This window comes from Pantoea sp. y20 (assembly GCF_054903455.1).
In genome coordinates, this window is record NZ_CM142816.1 from 2,462,740 (window position 1) to 2,478,268 (window position 15,529).

Sequence of the window (15,529 nt, forward strand, 5' to 3'; positions counted from 1 at the left end):
ACACGCATTTCTCACCTGGAGTTCGATCCCATGCAATTACGGTTTACAACAGATTACGCCGATGCGGCAGTGCTGGATGTTGAGATTAATCAACTTGTTATCGCGGGCTGGGTAGGACGCGATCAGAAAGCGGTGCTGCACCATATCAGGGAGCTGGAAGCGCTGGGCGTGCCCGCTCCTGGTGCAGTGCCGCTGTTTTATCGCGTCGCAACCAATCAATTAACTCAGCAAACTCAGCTGGAGGTGGTCGGCGATCAGACGTCCGGTGAAGCTGAACCCTTTGTGTTTTTCCATCGCGGCGAATATTGGGTTTCGCTGATTTCTGATCATACCGATCGTCATCTGGAAACGTTCAGCGTAGCGCTATCTAAACAGGCGTGCATCAAACCGGTGGCCGGTCACGCGTGGCGCATGGCGGACGTCAAAGCGCACTGGGATCAACTGGAGCTGCGCGCCTGGATCAACGTCAACGGTGATTGGGTGACTTATCAGCAAGGCGCCCTCTCCTCGCTGCTGACGCCGATCGATCTGTTGAGCCGCTATTTTGCCGCGGGCCAGGTTGAGGAAGGTTTCGCCATGTCGTGCGGCACGCTCAGCGCCATCGGCGGGATTCGTCCTGCCAGTGAATTCCGTATGGCGCTGCACGATCCGGTGCTGAACCGCACGCTGGAACACACCTACATCACTGGCTCGCTGCCGGTTATCGCCTGAGGTTCCCTATGACAACGTTATGGCAAGCGAGCCAGCAGCTGCTCGCCGGGCAAATCAGCCCTGAAACCCTGACCCAGGATGCACTGAGTGCCATTGCAGCGGAAAGCGGAGAAGGCAAACGCGTCTACACCAAGGTATATACCGCTGCTGCGCAGCAGCAGGCCGCACAAGCCGGCGCGCGCTGGCAGCAGCAACAGCCACGCAGCGCGATTGATGGTCTGCCCATCAGCATTAAAGATCTGTTTGATGTCGCCGGAGAAGTCACCACCGCCGGCTCCCGCTTGCTCAGTAGCGCCAGCCCAGCCACGGCGAACGCCAGCATGGTGGATCGGCTGCAGCAGGCCGGTGCCGTCATCGTTGGCAAAACCAATATGAGCGAGTTCGCCTTCACCGGCCTCGGCGTCAATCCGCATTACGGCACACCCGCCAATCCGTGGCAGCGCGCGCAGCAGCGCATTCCGGGCGGTTCCTCTTCCGGTGCGGCAGTCGCGGTGAGCGACGGCATGTGTCTGGCGGCGGTTGGCACCGATACCGGCGGTTCGGTGCGCATTCCGGCGGCGCTGTGCGGCTTAACCGGCTTCAAACCGAGCGCCAGCCGCATCGATCAACGCGGAACGCTGCCGCTGGCGGCATCGCTCGACAGCATCGGTGTGATCGCTCACGACGTGCGCAGCTGCTGGTTGCTCGATAGCGTGATCGCCGATCGGCCCCTCACAATCGATGAGCGGAATCTTTCAGAAGCGCATTTCGTCATCCCGCAGACGCGCGTGCTGGCTGACCTTGACGAACACGTCAGCGCCGCCTGGCTGCATGCGCTCGATGTGCTGCGCGCGCAGGGCGTGAAAATCACCGAGCTGCCGCTGCCAGAGCTGGCAGAACTGGACTCCATTAACGCGCGCGGCGGCATTACCGCGTGGGAAGCCTGGCAATGGCATCAGCATTACGCCCAATCCCAGCCAGAAGCCTACGATCTGCAGGTTCTGACGCGCATTAATCGCGGCAGCTTACTGAACGAAGAGGATGCCGCCGAACTTTACCAACTGCGCGCCGACTGGAAACAGCGCGTCGAGCAGGCGGTTGCGCCCTTCGACGGCATCCTGATGCCGACGGTGCCGTTGATCGCGCCCACGCTGACTGAGCTCGAGGATCCCGCGCGTTATATGCAGGTCAATCTGCTGATGCTGCGCAACACCAGCGTGATCAACATGCTGGATGGCTGTTCAATTTCTCTGCCTTGCCATCAGCCCGGCGCTGCGCCGGTTGGCCTGATGCTCTCTTCCACCCATGGCAACGATGCTGCATTACTCAGCTGGGCTGCCGCGATTGAAACCACCCTGAAACGGAGTAGCTGATCATGACTCAACCCCACGGCATGCTGTTTGTCGCCACCAATATCGATGCTGTAGATGAAGCGGATTTCAACCAATGGTACGACCACGAACACGTTGAAGAGCGCGTGGCCATCAGCGGCTTTCTTAGCGGCACGCGTTATCAGGCGGTGGATGCCGAACGCAAATACCTCGGCCTGTATGAAACCGTATCGCTGGAAGCCTTTACCAGCGCCGATTATCACGCCGCCTTCACGCGCCAGACCGAATGGTCGGTGAAGAACCTCAGCAAAATGGTCAATCCGATGCGCCGCGTCTGCGCCATATCGCATCAGCATGGACAAGGCACCGGTAGCCATCTGGCGGTGCTGACCTTAAAAGCGGGTACAGATGTTGCATCGCTGGGCAGCTGGCAAAGCAGCGTACAGCAAACGCCCGGCTATATCGCCTCACGTTTGCTGACGCCTGACACCACGCTGAGCTCGCCGCTGCCACGGGAAACCAGCGCAACGCGACCAATGCATCCGATGCTGCTGCTGACCTGCCGCGACGCCCAGGTGTGTAAAACCCTCGCCGCCGATGCCGCGCAGGCACTCAACGCGGACGTACAGCTCTACTCCCTCAGCTGGCAGTTAACCCAACAGGAGATGGCTCATGGCTAATACCGATTCAACGTTGCCGCACGCGTCAGGCGCGCGCGCCAGCCACAGCAAAACCGGTCGCCTCGCGGCGGCCAGCTCCATCGGTACCGCGCTGGAGTGGTATGACTTCACGGTCTACAACATCATGGCGGCGCTGGTGTTTAACCACGTGTTTTTCCCCAGCTTTGATCCGCTGGTCGGAACCATTCTGGCGTTTTCCACCTATGCGGTCGGCTACATTTCCCGTCCGGTTGGCGGCTTTATCTTTGGTCATCTCGGCGATGTCGCCGGGCGTAAAGCGGTATTGATCACCACCCTGGTGATTATGGGCGTTACCACCGCACTGATGGGCCTGCTGCCGGGCTATGCGGTGTGGGGCATCTGGAGTCCGGTGCTGTTGGTGGCCTTACGCTTTATTCAGGGTATTGCATTAGGCGGCGAATGGGCCGGTGCAGTGTTGCTGTCGATGGAGCATGGCGATGCCGACAAACGTGGCCGTAACGCCTCGTTTGCGCAGGTAGGTCCCTCGTGCGGTACCTTGATTGGCACCGGATTTATCACGCTGGTAACGGTAGCGTTGAGCGGCGAGCAGTTTCAGGAGTGGGGATGGCGCATTCCATTCCTGCTGAGTCTGCTGCTGGTGATGTTTGGCTTATGGCTGCGTCGCGGCGTAGAAGAGACGCCAACCTTTGTCGCGATGCAGCAGGCGGAGAAAACCACGCATACGCCGCTGAAAGAGGTGTTTGTTCGCTATCCGCGTGAGCTACTGATCGCTGGCGGTTCACGTATCGGCTCCGACGTTTTGTACGCGTTGGTGGTGGTGTTTACCCTCACCTACGTCACCACCGTGCTGCAACTGCCGCGTCCGCTGGCGTTAATGGCCACTATGCTCGGCGCAATTGGCAATGCGATTACGGTGCCGATGTTTGGTGCGCTCTCCGACAAGCTCGGCCGTCGTCCGGTCTACATTGCCGGTGCGCTGCTGGCAATCGTTTGGTCGTTTGTGTTCTTTGTGCTGCTGGATAGCTCGCAGCCGGTGCTGATTGTGCTGGCGGTCATTGGCGGCTTGCTGATTCATGCGGTGATGTACGGGCCGCAGGCGGCGTTTGTCACCGAACAGTTCCCCAGCCACGTGCGCTACGCCGGATCGTCACTGGCTTACACGCTGGCAGGAATCATTGGCGGTGGCTTTGCGCCCCTGATCATCACGACCTTGTATAAAGAGATGGGCAGCACGCTGTGGGTATCGCTGTATGTCAGCCTGGCGTTGCTGATCACGCTGTTTGCGCTGTGGAAGGCGAAAGAGACCGCGCATCGCCCGCTTTAATCAGAGAGGTGTTTGGCGAGGGATTGCCAGACTTCTGCAGAGGAGAACAACAAGGCGCGGCACGCGCGACCCTATTAGTGCAGTTTTTTCGCCAGGATACGAATGGCTTTCTCGCAGGCGACTTTGGTTTTGCTGTCGGTGGAGCGCAAACTTAGGCGATACAACGCACCTATGAGTTCCTGAACGGTAAGCGCTTCATCAGGACGCAGGATACGTGTCACTACCCTGCCCACCAATGCGCGAATCTCTTCCGTAATATCTGAATCTTCGTCTTTCACTTGCCCTCCGTCTTTACGCTTCGCTTATTTAGGAAGTATCCGACTCCTAATTAGACAAATTTTAGTCCAGCAGCTTCATAACTAACTTGATGGTTTCTGGTTCATCTTTTACATCGGTGATCTTGCCCACAACGCGCATGCCAAAGGCGATGCAGAGGATTAATCCCGCAGCGGTGTCCACATCCAGATTGGGCGTCACTGAGCCATCTTCCTGGCCCAGTTTGAGCAGCGAGGCGAGGAAGTTTTTATTACGAATGACCGCTTCACTCACCAGTTGCGAAAGATCGTCATCCAGCACCTGCAGCTCCACCGCGCTGCCCACCACTAAACAGCCGGTGCGACCTTCCACCGCCCGCGCGGAATCAAGGTAAAACTGCAGCAGCTCGCCTAGCTTCTCACGGCCGCTGGTGAACTGTGCCAGACGCTGGCGCAGATCGGCATTGCGCACCGAAAGATAGCGTTCAAACACCAGCAGAAACAAACTGCGCTTATCTTTAAAAGCCTTGTAGATGCTGCCCGCTGTCAACCCCATCGCTTCGCCCAGATCGTTAAGTGAAGCCGCATGAAACCCCTTCTGACGAAAAACAATCATGGCTTTGTCCAGAGCCTGTTCGATATCGAACTCTCTTGGGCGGCCACGTTCTCTGCTTTTCATGTCGGTGGGTTGCGTTTTACTCATACGGATGGCATCAGGGAATGCGGGTTTCCAAAAGTTGACGGAAATGTCTTATCGACGGTTACTATATCGCAACCCACCCTTGCCTGTATAGCCGGGCAAACATAATTCCTTATATAGCAAAGAGTTAGAGAATTACTTTTTGCTATTAACGGCTTTTTTTCTCCACGCTGGCTCACACAATCGCAAATTTATGAGTCAGCTCACAGCTCAGGCAAGCAAAGCGCAAATCCTGTGCCAGGATTAATTCACCCGCTGGCATCAGGCCAGCGAACGGCAGCACACAGTCACCACGAAATAGGGAGATCAACATGAACGAAGATCGTATTAGCGGCAACTGGAAGCAGTTCAAAGGGAAAGTGAAGGAAAAATGGGGCGACCTGACCGATGATGACATGACCGTGGTTGAAGGAAAACGCGATCAGCTGGTCGGCAAAATCCAGGAACGCTACGGTTATGAAAAAGACCGTGCGGAGAAAGAAGTTAAAGAGTGGGAAGATTCGAATAAGTACCGCTGGTAACGCCGCGCCGTTATGCCGGACAACCTTTGTCCGGCATACAGCGATCAGTGCTGCGTTGAGTCATCCGCCGAAACGTTTTTCGCCCTAAAGCTCATCACGTTCTCTTCCGATTGCTCGACCTTGTCTGCTGTGCTGCTGTTCGTCACCAGCTCTAAAGCCAGTCTGGCGATCCGTACCTCTTCCGCCGTCACACCCGCATGTATCATCTTCTCTAATTGCGCGAGCAGCGTGGTACGCGAAACCGGCGCATCCTGGTTAAATAATTCCATCACCGCATCACCAATCGCGATGTCGCATAACTGTTTGTCATTACTGTTTTTCATGGGCTCTCTGTAATCGTCTCAACCAACCCTGGCCGGGGGATCCTGACGTGGCTGAGCATACCCACTGAGAAAAAAACGTCAAATACAAAAAAATGTCGATGCAATCGAAAATGCTTCGACATACAACGCTTGCGGCAGCTGAACGTCACGCCGCAAACGTTAGTCTGGCTTAGCCGCTAACCCGCTCCTGCAGAGCAGCAGGATAACGTTCAACAATCACTCTGTAAGTTCCGCATCGCCGTGCAGCTCGCGCGCCATGATCGGCATGGCGGGCAGATAGATATCCGTGGAAAACGAAGTGATCACCATTAACCCACTCAGAATGAGGATAAACGGCAAACCACTCGACTTGACGGTAAAGGATTACGTACGCATTGAGGCGTGATCCATGTTGAATTCCAGCGAGATCGAATTCATCCATGTTAGCGGATGTGATTGTGAAGATAATGGCGTGAAATGACGTTGCGCCAGGGAGGAAAATCATTAATCAAAGTTGCCGCATATCGTGATCTGCTATGCCTGGAAATAATCCAGATGCCATGAGACACTCTGGCTCATCCTGTCAAAATATCTATTTCACGCCATGAAAACCTTTCTGATTATTGTGCCCGACGGCGGCATGCTGTTTGAAGCGGCGGGTATCGCCGATATCCTGATGCGCGCCAATCAGCATCTGCCGGTTGGCGTCGATCAGCAGCGCTATCGCGTCAGCCTCGCCACCACCCAATCGCATCAGGTGATCCATGGCCAATCCGGCCTCAATCTATTAGCCGACCTCAAACTGGCCGATCTCGATCCGCGCACTGCGTGGGACACCATCATGATCACCGGGCGCGGCGACAGCGTGGAAGAAGGCAATATGGTGGTCGATTTCATCAAGCTGGCGGCTCCGCAGGCGCGTCGCGTGGTGTCGGTATGTGGCGGCGCGATGCTGCTGGCGGAATCCGGCTTGCTGGCAGGTCGCCGCGCCACCACGCACTGGCGCTTGCTCGATACCTTGCAATCGCGCTATCCAGCGATTCAGGTGGAAGGCGGTCCGCTGTTTATTCAGGACGGACCGATCTGGACCTCCGGCGGCGTCAGCTCGGGCTTTGACCTGACATTAGCGCTGGTGGAAGAGGATTTCGGCTTTAGCGTGGCGCGTGATATTGCGCAGGACATGGTGATGTATCTGCGCCGTCCCGGCGGACAGATGCAGTTCAGCCGTTTTCATCTGCAAACGCCGAGCGGCATTGGCCCGATTGGTGAACTGCAGCGCTGGATCCGCGCCAACCTCGCCGAAGATCTCTCAGTCGAGAAACTGGCGGAGCGCGTCGCCATGAGCCCGCGCAACTTTACCCGCGTGTTCACCCGTGAAACCGGCGCGCCGCCCGCGCGCTATGTGGCCGAAGCGCGTCTCGCCGCCGCGCGTGAACAACTGGAACAAAGCAACGACACGCTGGATCGCATCGCGCAACAGACCGGTTTTGGCAGCAGCATCAATTTACGCCGCAGCTTTGAGCGTCAGCTGCATCTCACGCCGGGCGAATATCGCCAGCGCTTCCACTGTCGGAAATTGGCGTAAAGTGATCCTTTTTTGGCGTTTACGCCATCACACCATCGGCTTAGAGTGACTCCAGCATCTTCGGAAAAGGAGTCAATCATGACTAAGATCGGCATTAACGGCTTTGGCCGTATCGGACGTAACGTTTTTCGTGCAGCGCTGGGCAGCGATGATATTGAAATCGTCGCCATTAACGACCTCACCGACAGTAAAACCCTCGCGCATCTGTTGAAACACGACTCCCTGCTCGGCAGGCTACCGGCGGAAGTGGAAGCCGGTGAAGGCGAATTGCGCATTGATGGCAAAGCGGTGCGCGTGTTCAGCGAGCGCGATCCGGCGAATATTCGCTGGCGCGATGTCGGCGTGGATATCGTGATTGAAGCCACCGGCTTCTTCACCGAACGCGACAAAGCCGCAGTGCACATCACCAGCGGCGGTGCTAAGCGCGTGATTATCTCCGCGCCGGGCAAAAACGATGACCTGACAATTGTGCTGGGCGTGAACGATCAACGTTACGATCCGCAGCAGCACTTTGTGGTGAGTAACGGCAGCTGCACCACCAACGGCTTAGCGCCAGCGGCGGCAGTGCTGCACCAGGCGTTTGGTATCGAGCACGGTTTAATGAACACCACGCATGCTTATACCAACAGCCAGGTGCTGCACGATCAGCCGGAGAAAGATCTGCGCGGTGCACGGGCGGCGGCGTTGTCGATTGTGCCTTACTCAAGCGGGGCGGCGAAGGCGCTCGGTCGGGTGATTCCGGAGCTGGAGGGTCGATTGACCGGCTATTCCCTGCGCGTGCCGGTGCCGGTGGTGTCGATTGTGGATTTGACCGTAACGCTGAAACGCGACGTGACCGCAGAAGAGGTGAATGACGCGTTTAAAGCCGCGGCGGCAGAAGGTCCGCTGAAGGGGATTCTTGGATACAGCGACGAGCCGCTGGTATCAAGCGATTATCAGGGCGATGCCCGTTCATCGATTATTGATGGTCTCTCTACGCTGGTGATTGGCGGCAATCTGGTGAAGATTCTCGCCTGGTACGATAACGAATGGGGCTTCTCCAATCGTCTGGTGGATTTAGCGCGGTTGATGGCAAAACGCGGGTTATAAGGTATAACGGTCGCCGTTAATGGCGACCGTTATCCTGGCTACTTCAACCCCATCGCATCCTTCAGGGTAAAGAACAGATCGGTCTGATCGGTCAAGCCCACCACGTTAGCCGCATGCGGGCCGTACGCCGCAATGCGCACCTGCGTGCCGGTGTGTTCCTGCGAATCCTCTTCTGAATTGCCGTAGCTGATGGTCATCACCGCGCCATCTTTGGTATTCACCGCTTGCGTCAGACCCGGCGCTTTGGTGCCATTCTCCACGATCTGGCTGCTGTGCGCGTGGTCGGCGGTCACCACCACCAGCGTGTCGCCATGTTCGCGCGCAAAGGCTAGCGCCTGCTGCACCGCTTCATCCAGATCAACGGTTTCACCAATCTGACCGCATGGATTGGCCGCATGATCCTGCTTATCAATTGACGCGCCTTCCACCTGCAGGAAGAAGCCTTTCTCATTAGTGCTTAGCAGATCGATGGCTTTTTTGGTCATCTGCGCCAGCGTCGGTACCGAAGCCGGACGCTCTTTATTCACTTCACAGGTCACCACCGGCTTATCAATGTTGCCGTGATAGCTGGCTTTCGGTCCCTGCCAGCGCACCGGCATATTGCCGTCGGCAAACAGGCCAAGCACCGGTTTACTCTGGTCGGCCTGCTGAATGGCGTTCATGCCATCGAGATTATCAACCCACTGATAACCCAGCGCCTGTGCCTGTTCGCGCAGGGTTTTACCCTGATACTCGCCAGCTTTGGCGGTTTCGCTAAAGGATTTCGCGCCGCCGCCCAGCGTGACGTCCGCACGGGTTTTTAGCATCTGCTCGGTAATCGATCCTTTACCGCCCTGCTCCAGCGCGTTAGTCGGGCACAATTCGCTGGTTTTCTCCGGGCCGTAGCATTTGCGCGAAGTGACGTGCGCGATCAACGCTGCTGGCGTGGCATCCTGCAGTTCAGCAGTGGAAACGTTGCCGGTGGCTTTACCGGCGGCTTTCGCCAGCTCAAGAATCGTTACCTGATCTTTGCCGTTCACGTCGACGCCAATCGCACCGTTATAGGATTTGGTGCCGGTGGCCCACGCCGTGGCCGACGCGGCGGAATCCGTCACGTAATTCGGCTTGTGGGTTTTCTTATCCAGTGAATAGTGCGTGTATTGACCGGTGAGCGGCAGCGCATCAAGGCCGGGGAAGAAACCGCCTGCGCCCCGCGCCTGATTACGCGCGGCGGTGATTTCCGAATCTCCCATGCCGTCACCAATCAGCAGAATCACGTTTTTTGCGGTGCTATTACTTAATGACGCTCTTAGCGCTTCGGTCTGGTCGCCGGTGAGACGACGCGCGCCGCCGTGCTCGGTGACATCGCCGGTAGCAGCGCGGGAATAGTGTGCATCGTCTGCCACTGCCGATGTCGCGACCAGAGAAGCCAGCAGAGTAACCGTTAAGAGAGGTATCTGTTTCATTTATAAGCATCCTTTTCCATAGATATAACCAAATGTTTCCGCGGACAAGTCTGCGACAGTGCGGTGACATTTTTGTGACAGAGAGGGAATGATTTGATGACAGAATCGCCATGATGAGCAGGCCAACGGCAATACGCTCAGAGCTTAAGCGAATAGAACAAAAGGAGAAAATAGCGCTTGACCCTTTTCAGCGATCTCCCTATAGTAGCGCCCCGTTGACCCAGCGCGGTTGACAAAAAAAATGTGGTGAGGTGTCCGAGTGGCTGAAGGAGCACGCCTGGAAAGTGTGTATACGGCAACGTATCGGGGGTTCGAATCCCCCTCTCACCGCCACATTCTAAAGAAGAGCCTGAACGAAAGTTCAGGCTTTTTTTTTGCCTGTTTTCTGCAAGGGGGATTCAAACCCCCGCAGAGTTTGATAGCTGCGAATACCGGTTGGCTGCGGATTTTGTTAGTCCTGCTTTTTTGACGATGTAGCTGTCGTTTGGTAACTGGCGATAAGCTGCTTCAGGTGCATTTCCGCTTGTGATAGCTGATTCTGTGTAGCGTCATCGTCCGATTGCAGCAACACGCGCAGTTCCTCTTCCAGTGGCACCGTTCCGTTGAACGCCTGCGTCATATTGTAGACCGCTGTTTTCAGTTCGCTCACCGTCAGGTATTTGCCGCGCTGCTCGTCAAGTCCGTTCAGGCGCTGCGACAACATGTTGAGCTGCTCCATGCCCTGTTGCCATCCCTGCATTTTATCTGCTGGTATTGCTGCCGCTTTAAGCTGCTTGTTCCAGCGTGCGCTCATCGTTTTAACCGCATCCGAATCAGGCAACAACTGGCTGGCCTGCATCACTAACGCATTACCATGCTGCAGATTCCAGTCCGGCGATGCGCCCTGCAGCCAGTTCAGTTGCTGCTGCATTTGCTCCAGCCATGCTCCGTCGTTCAGCCATTCGGGGGGATTCGCCTGGAGCTCAGCCATCATTTCCGGTGTGAGAGGCGCAGCAACTGGTGATACTGAAGCCTGTAATGCCTGCTGCAACGGAGATTCCTGCTCAGTATTTTGCTCAACGAAATAGCCAGTGGCGACGATGAGTGACACGCTCAGCAGCGTCGCGCCAACGCCACTCACAAATGCCCGACGGCGCAGCCGCCTCACATCCTGTGCAGGCACACCCGGAGACGGAACGTACACCCAGCCACTGACTTCTGCACTAGCTAACGCCATTGCGGGCTTCTCAATCGGAACGACTTCAGGCAGCTTAGCCACAGCATCAGATGTTGAAACATCGCAGTGTTCCAGCATCACCACCGCACTGCGAATGCGGTCCAGCAGCGGATCAATCTGACTAAGCTGACGCAGTTCAAGACGTTGCAGATGATCGCCGGCTTCGCTGAGCAAGCGCGCCGCCTGGCTCAGCGCCGTCAAGTCTGCATCGGTTATCGTTTGAGTACGCAGGAATTGCTGCAACCGACGACTCAGTCCCGCCAGCAGTTCGATACGTGAATGTGCCGGTTGCGGCCATAACGTCGGCCAATCGCGGGTAATCAATGCTACTAGCACCGCCAGGCCTTCCGTTATACCTGCCGTTCCTGCCGTGTTCGCGCGCGATAGCGTGTACCAGACCGCACTTTGCAGCTCGACACCGTTTTTTTCGAACAGCGTTAAACAGAGCATGGAGACGTGCGGCCAATCGACATCCGGACGCGCCGGATGCGTGAGTTTCTGCATTTCCTGGCGCAGCGCGGCATATTCGGCAAACGCACGTGGATCGCCGCCGGTTTTAACGTAGCGAGGTTGAGATGAAGTCATTGCTGTGTTCCGAAAAGCCTTAATCAGGCAAAAAAATTAAACAGATGCCCTGGCATCCAGATATTGCTGCTGTTTCATGTGACGGATCATCACGCGCCCTTCCGGCATAAATTCGGTGCCGAAGCGCACCAGTCCTACTTCCTTTAACTCGGCATCAATCGCGTAGCGCAATTCGCCGGGCTGCGTTTGCTCCAACATCACAATGTCAACCCGCTTCAGACGCGGCTCATATTTCAGTAGCACGCCGGAAAGTGTGTGCATCAACTGGTGCGCGGTGCCGGGCATGCCCTGCAGGATGCGCGTCATATCCGGCAGGCCGTAATCCGGCAGGTGCGCCAGCGAACCGGCGCGGCTGTTGAGAATGCGCTGCATGTTATCCAGCACCGACAAAATCACTTGGTTCTCTTCGCCAACACGTTCCAGCTCCAGATCACCTTCAAAATTGCCGTACAGAATGTCGTAAAGTGAAGGTGTCATGATTACTCCTTCTTCACGGCCAGCAACGTCAACGTACCGTCGCCCAGTTCAATAATGCGCGCCTTGTCGGGATCGAGGTCGTCACGCGTTAGCACCAGCCGCCATTTCTCATTCTGCTGGTCCGGTGACAAAAACATGCCCGCTACTGCGACAAACTTTGCATTCTCTTCCATCGGCACATCAATACTCACTGACTCGCCGGGACGCACGCTCACCGATTTCTCCGCCACTAAATCGGTCTTCAGCGCCTGGCTGTCGGCGGCCAGCAGCGATGGATAGTCCGAGTTGTCGAACGCTTTACGATCCTTCAACTGCCAGACGCGCACCACGGTTGTCAGCGCTGCGCCCTGAGCATTGCGGTTAACACCTTCGCGCGCGACAAAGTCGAGGTGCAGCGTTTTAATCTGTTTGTAGAAAATGGCTCTGGTCATCGAAACAGTGCCGTCCGACACTTTCTGCGTCAGTCCGCATCCGCTGACGGCCAGCGCGAATATTATAGGGAGCAGGGTTTTACCAGCGGTAATCGCCTTCTTCATCGGTCTCAATCCTTGATGTGTTGACCCGGACGCGCTCATAGCGGCCGAGCTGAATAGTAATAACGTCATCTCTTTTAGAATGTGATGCGCTCAACTGGGGCAGCACGGCAGTGCGTCCCAGCAGCACTGCATCAGCTTCACGGCAGCTTAGCTGTGCATCGGGTAGCAGGCTGCGCTCCACGCATAGCTCCAGTCGCGCATCGAGCTTTGCTCCGAGGTAAACGTGCAGCATCGCCATAAAATCACCGTGCAGTTGTCCACCCGGCAGCCAGCCGCTGACTTCGTCGCGATTGCGCGTGAACAGCCGAATCAGCACCTGGCCGTTGACGTCGGTGGCGTGCGTGCCCATCACCGGGCGATTCTTCATGCTCACCGGCTTACGTACACTCATCGCCAGGACGTTTCGCTGCTCAATGCGGCGCGGCTCCCAAGGCTTTATCTCCGCTCGCGTATCCGGCGCCAGCAGGGTGACCAGCGAACTCACACCCTCACCGGTGCGCCCCGGCAGCAACATCACTGGCAGAAGCGCCAGGAAACGCGATACCGGCGTGGCGACGTTTTCTGCACAGCCTTTAATGCCGAGTCCGGCCAGTCCCAGCAAATACTGCGAGGTATTATCGCGACCGCCTTCTGCGAAGGTTGCCGGATAGGAATACTTGCGCCAGATACGATAGAACTGGGTGGTCAGGCGATGATTAAAGATATCGAGAAAATCCTGCATCGCCTCATGGCCATCGCGGCGCTGAGCGATGTCATCGATATAGCGCGTTGGCAGCGGCGATTCGGTGCCGTACAGCCCCATAAAGTTGACGCGCACAGTCGGCGGCAAACCGGGACGGGCAGGATTTTCATAGCCGCGGATTTCGCCCGCCGGGAAGCCCATGCCCGGATGCGGACGGAAGCGCACCGGCTCATGGCGCACCTGCCAGCCGCTGCCGGACACTGGCGCGTCGGGATCGCTTTGCTCAAGCAGCTGGCAGAAGCGGTAAAAGTTCATGTACGGCAGCCGGTCACCCAGCTGCGCAATTAGCCGGGCAGGCGCTGGCTGTGATTCTCTTTCCACCGGATGCATTTTCCTTCTGGCCGGATGATGAGGGAGAGCTGAATGAACTGATTCATGTCGGCGTAAAGAGACAGAAAGCGGTTGAGTATCTCGCCGAACAGGTTGATGTCACCGTCACCGGTGAAGCCATTGCTGTCCAACGTGATTTCCACTTCGAGACCACGCAGCAGATAACCGTTTTCAAAGCGCTGCAGACGGTGATGCTGCACGTCAAGAATGGCGTCGAGCTTGCGGTTACACAGCTCGTCATCCTGCCAGTTGTAGAGCGCAAGCGTGCCGCGTAGCACTTCTGCACTGCTCATCATATTGATGAAGCCAGAGCCGAGATGGCTCAGCACGCGCCAGTGAAAGCGATCTTCTGCCGGTGGATAAGCGGGCAGCGTTGGACGACACAGGTTGCGCACCGTTACCGGCGTCTGTAATACCTGTTCGCAGCGATCCAGCAGCGTGCTCTGCAGCGCCCGGCGCGGTAGCTGACCGTTAGTGCCGGTGATGCGCAGCGACAGCGTATCTTTGGCCAGCTCCTGCCCCGCTTCCCATTGCTGGCCGCCGAGAATGAGCCAGGTATCGTGTAGCCCGCTCACGCCTTTACGCACGCGGGTATGGAAGTAGCGCTCAGGTGCCTGTCGACGCATCATGCCGCCCTTGTGGCGGAAACTCGAGAACGGCACGTAATCTGCGCTGCCGCCAATGCCCGAACCGTTAACCGCATCCACCGCGTAGATTTCGGTATGGCCGTCCTGCAGTCGCTTCGGACGAAGCAGGGATTCGCTCTCCAGTCCGCTCACCGTCAGCGGATCGGCCTCCAGCGTGAACAGGTTGATCACCGGCACACAGTGCAGCCGCAGAGACTCATCCGTCACCGGCAGATCGCTCTGCCACTGCGCGCTAAACACCACCTCAATATCGAAATATGCAAGGCCCGGCGGCAGCGTGATTTTCTCCAGCCCGTTGAGATGAACAAAGCGGAATTTCTCCGGGAAGGTGAAGTATTCGAGCAGCAGCTGATAGCCACTGAAGGCGCTGTCGCCCTTAGGCCACAGCCGGTCATCGTCGCCAAATCCGCCGGGGCTGAACCAGCCGTCGAGCCGCGCACGCTCTTCCTGACCCGCAAGGCGGATATACAACGCCGCCTGGCGACGCGTCAGCATCTGGTGCAGCGCGTTACTGACCGGTACGTCTTCACCCAGCCAGAAGCGTAGGCGGCTCAGGTCGGTCTGATTCCAGTCAGCCTGACCGCTGCTGTTGATGCGGATACGCAGCAGCGACCGCCCGTCCGGCTCGGTTGCCATTGTCACGCCAGCGACTTCCAGCGGATTCAGCGTCAGCGCCTGCGTGGTGCGGTAGCGGCATACGGTATTTTTCGGGCCAACCGGACGCGAATAGACCTCCAGTCCGGCTGGCGCCACCTCCGCCATTTTCATTTTTGGCAGGTCTGGTGTCAGCGCCACCACCGACAGCGACGGAATGGTGCGCAAGTAGTGCGGCCACAGCATGCTGACCAGCCCTTCAGTCAGTTCCGGCAGGTCGTCATCAATTTTCTGACGCAGGCGACCGACGGAAAAGGCAAAGCCCTCCAGCAGACGTTCAACAAACGGGTCCGGCGCGCCAGCGCGATCAAGGTTAAGCATCGCAGCGCGATCGGGATGCGTGGCGGCAAATTCTTTCGCGGCATCACGCAGGTAGCGCATTTCGGTATCGTAATAGCGCAGGGTGAGATCTTTCATTATTGAGCCATGAGTTGTTGCG

Annotated in this window: 16 protein-coding genes, 1 tRNA gene and 1 pseudogene; 8 read left to right on the top strand and 10 right to left on the bottom strand. The window is 57.1% G+C overall.

Annotated elements, in window-relative coordinates:
• Nucleotides 1–30: 30 nt before the first annotated feature.
• Genes ACYAC5_RS11565 through ACYAC5_RS11580 form a run of 4 tightly spaced genes read left to right on the top strand, consistent with a single transcriptional unit; the run spans nt 31 to nt 4,007 of the window.
• On the top strand, nt 31–711 hold the full coding sequence (locus ACYAC5_RS11565) for a DUF2848 domain-containing protein (RefSeq protein WP_462061781.1): 681 nt from the start codon (nt 31–33) through the stop codon (nt 709–711).
• A gap of 8 nt (nt 712–719) precedes the next feature.
• Complete coding sequence (locus ACYAC5_RS11570) at nt 720–2,063, top strand: amidase (RefSeq protein ID WP_462061782.1); 1,344 nt, start codon at nt 720–722, stop codon at nt 2,061–2,063.
• A 2-nt stretch (nt 2,064–2,065) separates the two neighbouring features.
• Nucleotides 2,066–2,701, top strand: a complete 636-nt coding sequence (locus ACYAC5_RS11575) for a hypothetical protein (protein ID WP_462061783.1) — start codon at nt 2,066–2,068, stop codon at nt 2,699–2,701.
• Nucleotides 2,694–4,007, top strand: a complete 1,314-nt coding sequence (locus ACYAC5_RS11580; protein ID WP_137385988.1) for an MFS transporter — start codon at nt 2,694–2,696, stop codon at nt 4,005–4,007. Before ACYAC5_RS11575 ends, ACYAC5_RS11580 begins: the two co-directional genes overlap by 8 nt.
• Nucleotides 4,008–4,081: 74 nt before the next feature.
• Here ACYAC5_RS11580 and ACYAC5_RS11585 read toward each other — a convergent pair whose 3' ends face one another.
• Both ACYAC5_RS11585 and ACYAC5_RS11590 read right to left on the bottom strand, forming a co-directional pair.
• Nucleotides 4,082–4,285, bottom strand: a complete 204-nt coding sequence (locus ACYAC5_RS11585; RefSeq protein WP_101764092.1) for a hypothetical protein — start codon at nt 4,283–4,285, stop codon at nt 4,082–4,084.
• Between the two features lie 61 nt (nt 4,286–4,346).
• Entirely contained in the window at nt 4,347–4,940 is a 594-nt protein-coding gene (locus ACYAC5_RS11590; protein WP_277973711.1) for a TetR/AcrR family transcriptional regulator, read from the bottom strand.
• Between the two features lie 332 nt (nt 4,941–5,272).
• Between ACYAC5_RS11590 and ACYAC5_RS11595 the strand changes: the two genes are divergently transcribed.
• Nucleotides 5,273–5,482 (top strand): CsbD family protein, encoded by a 210-nt coding sequence (locus ACYAC5_RS11595; RefSeq protein WP_007892931.1) that lies wholly within the window; start codon nt 5,273–5,275, stop codon nt 5,480–5,482.
• Nucleotides 5,483–5,526: 44 nt separating this feature from the next.
• Here the strand turns inward: ACYAC5_RS11595 and ACYAC5_RS11600 are convergent, their stop codons facing one another.
• Complete coding sequence (locus ACYAC5_RS11600) at nt 5,527–5,805, bottom strand: hypothetical protein (RefSeq protein WP_101764090.1); 279 nt, start codon at nt 5,803–5,805, stop codon at nt 5,527–5,529.
• Between the two features lie 222 nt (nt 5,806–6,027).
• Nucleotides 6,028–6,144, bottom strand: a pseudogene (locus ACYAC5_RS11605) (Bcr/CflA family drug resistance efflux transporter); the annotation flags it as partial.
• Between the two features lie 244 nt (nt 6,145–6,388).
• On the opposite strand from ACYAC5_RS11605, the gene ACYAC5_RS11610 reads away from it, so the two are divergent.
• Both ACYAC5_RS11610 and gap read left to right on the top strand, forming a co-directional pair.
• Nucleotides 6,389–7,369 (top strand): GlxA family transcriptional regulator, encoded by a 981-nt coding sequence (locus ACYAC5_RS11610; RefSeq protein WP_354466288.1) that lies wholly within the window; start codon nt 6,389–6,391, stop codon nt 7,367–7,369.
• 78 nt (nt 7,370–7,447) lie between these two features.
• Nucleotides 7,448–8,458, top strand: a complete 1,011-nt coding sequence (gap, locus tag ACYAC5_RS11615) for a type I glyceraldehyde-3-phosphate dehydrogenase (protein ID WP_210080819.1) — start codon at nt 7,448–7,450, stop codon at nt 8,456–8,458.
• 38 nt (nt 8,459–8,496) lie between these two features.
• On the opposite strand, the gene phoA is transcribed toward gap, so the two are convergent.
• The gene (gene phoA, locus ACYAC5_RS11620) at nt 8,497–9,903 is read right to left on the bottom strand and encodes an alkaline phosphatase (protein WP_462061784.1); all 1,407 of its coding nucleotides are present in this window, start codon (nt 9,901–9,903) and stop codon (nt 8,497–8,499) included.
• Nucleotides 9,904–10,148: 245 nt separating this feature from the next.
• Here phoA and ACYAC5_RS11625 point away from each other — a divergent pair.
• Nucleotides 10,149–10,236, top strand: a tRNA-Ser gene (locus tag ACYAC5_RS11625).
• A gap of 118 nt (nt 10,237–10,354) precedes the next feature.
• On the opposite strand, the gene ACYAC5_RS11630 is transcribed toward ACYAC5_RS11625, so the two are convergent.
• Genes ACYAC5_RS11630 through tssF form a run of 5 tightly spaced genes read right to left on the bottom strand, consistent with a single transcriptional unit; the run spans nt 10,355 to nt 15,507 of the window.
• Entirely contained in the window at nt 10,355–11,704 is a 1,350-nt protein-coding gene (locus ACYAC5_RS11630) for a VasL domain-containing protein (protein WP_462061785.1), read from the bottom strand.
• 36 nt (nt 11,705–11,740) lie between these two features.
• The gene (gene tssE, locus ACYAC5_RS11635) at nt 11,741–12,181 is read right to left on the bottom strand and encodes a type VI secretion system baseplate subunit TssE (RefSeq protein ID WP_192411649.1); all 441 of its coding nucleotides are present in this window, start codon (nt 12,179–12,181) and stop codon (nt 11,741–11,743) included.
• A gap of 2 nt (nt 12,182–12,183) precedes the next feature.
• Nucleotides 12,184–12,717, bottom strand: a complete 534-nt coding sequence (gene tssJ, locus ACYAC5_RS11640) for a type VI secretion system lipoprotein TssJ (RefSeq protein WP_462061787.1) — start codon at nt 12,715–12,717, stop codon at nt 12,184–12,186.
• Complete coding sequence (gene tssG, locus ACYAC5_RS11645; protein ID WP_192411647.1) at nt 12,692–13,789, bottom strand: type VI secretion system baseplate subunit TssG; 1,098 nt, start codon at nt 13,787–13,789, stop codon at nt 12,692–12,694. The genes tssJ and tssG overlap by 26 nt, the downstream gene beginning before the upstream one ends.
• The gene (tssF, locus tag ACYAC5_RS11650; RefSeq protein WP_462061788.1) at nt 13,744–15,507 is read right to left on the bottom strand and encodes a type VI secretion system baseplate subunit TssF; all 1,764 of its coding nucleotides are present in this window, start codon (nt 15,505–15,507) and stop codon (nt 13,744–13,746) included. The genes tssG and tssF overlap by 46 nt, the downstream gene beginning before the upstream one ends.
• Nucleotides 15,508–15,529 lie beyond the last annotated feature (22 nt).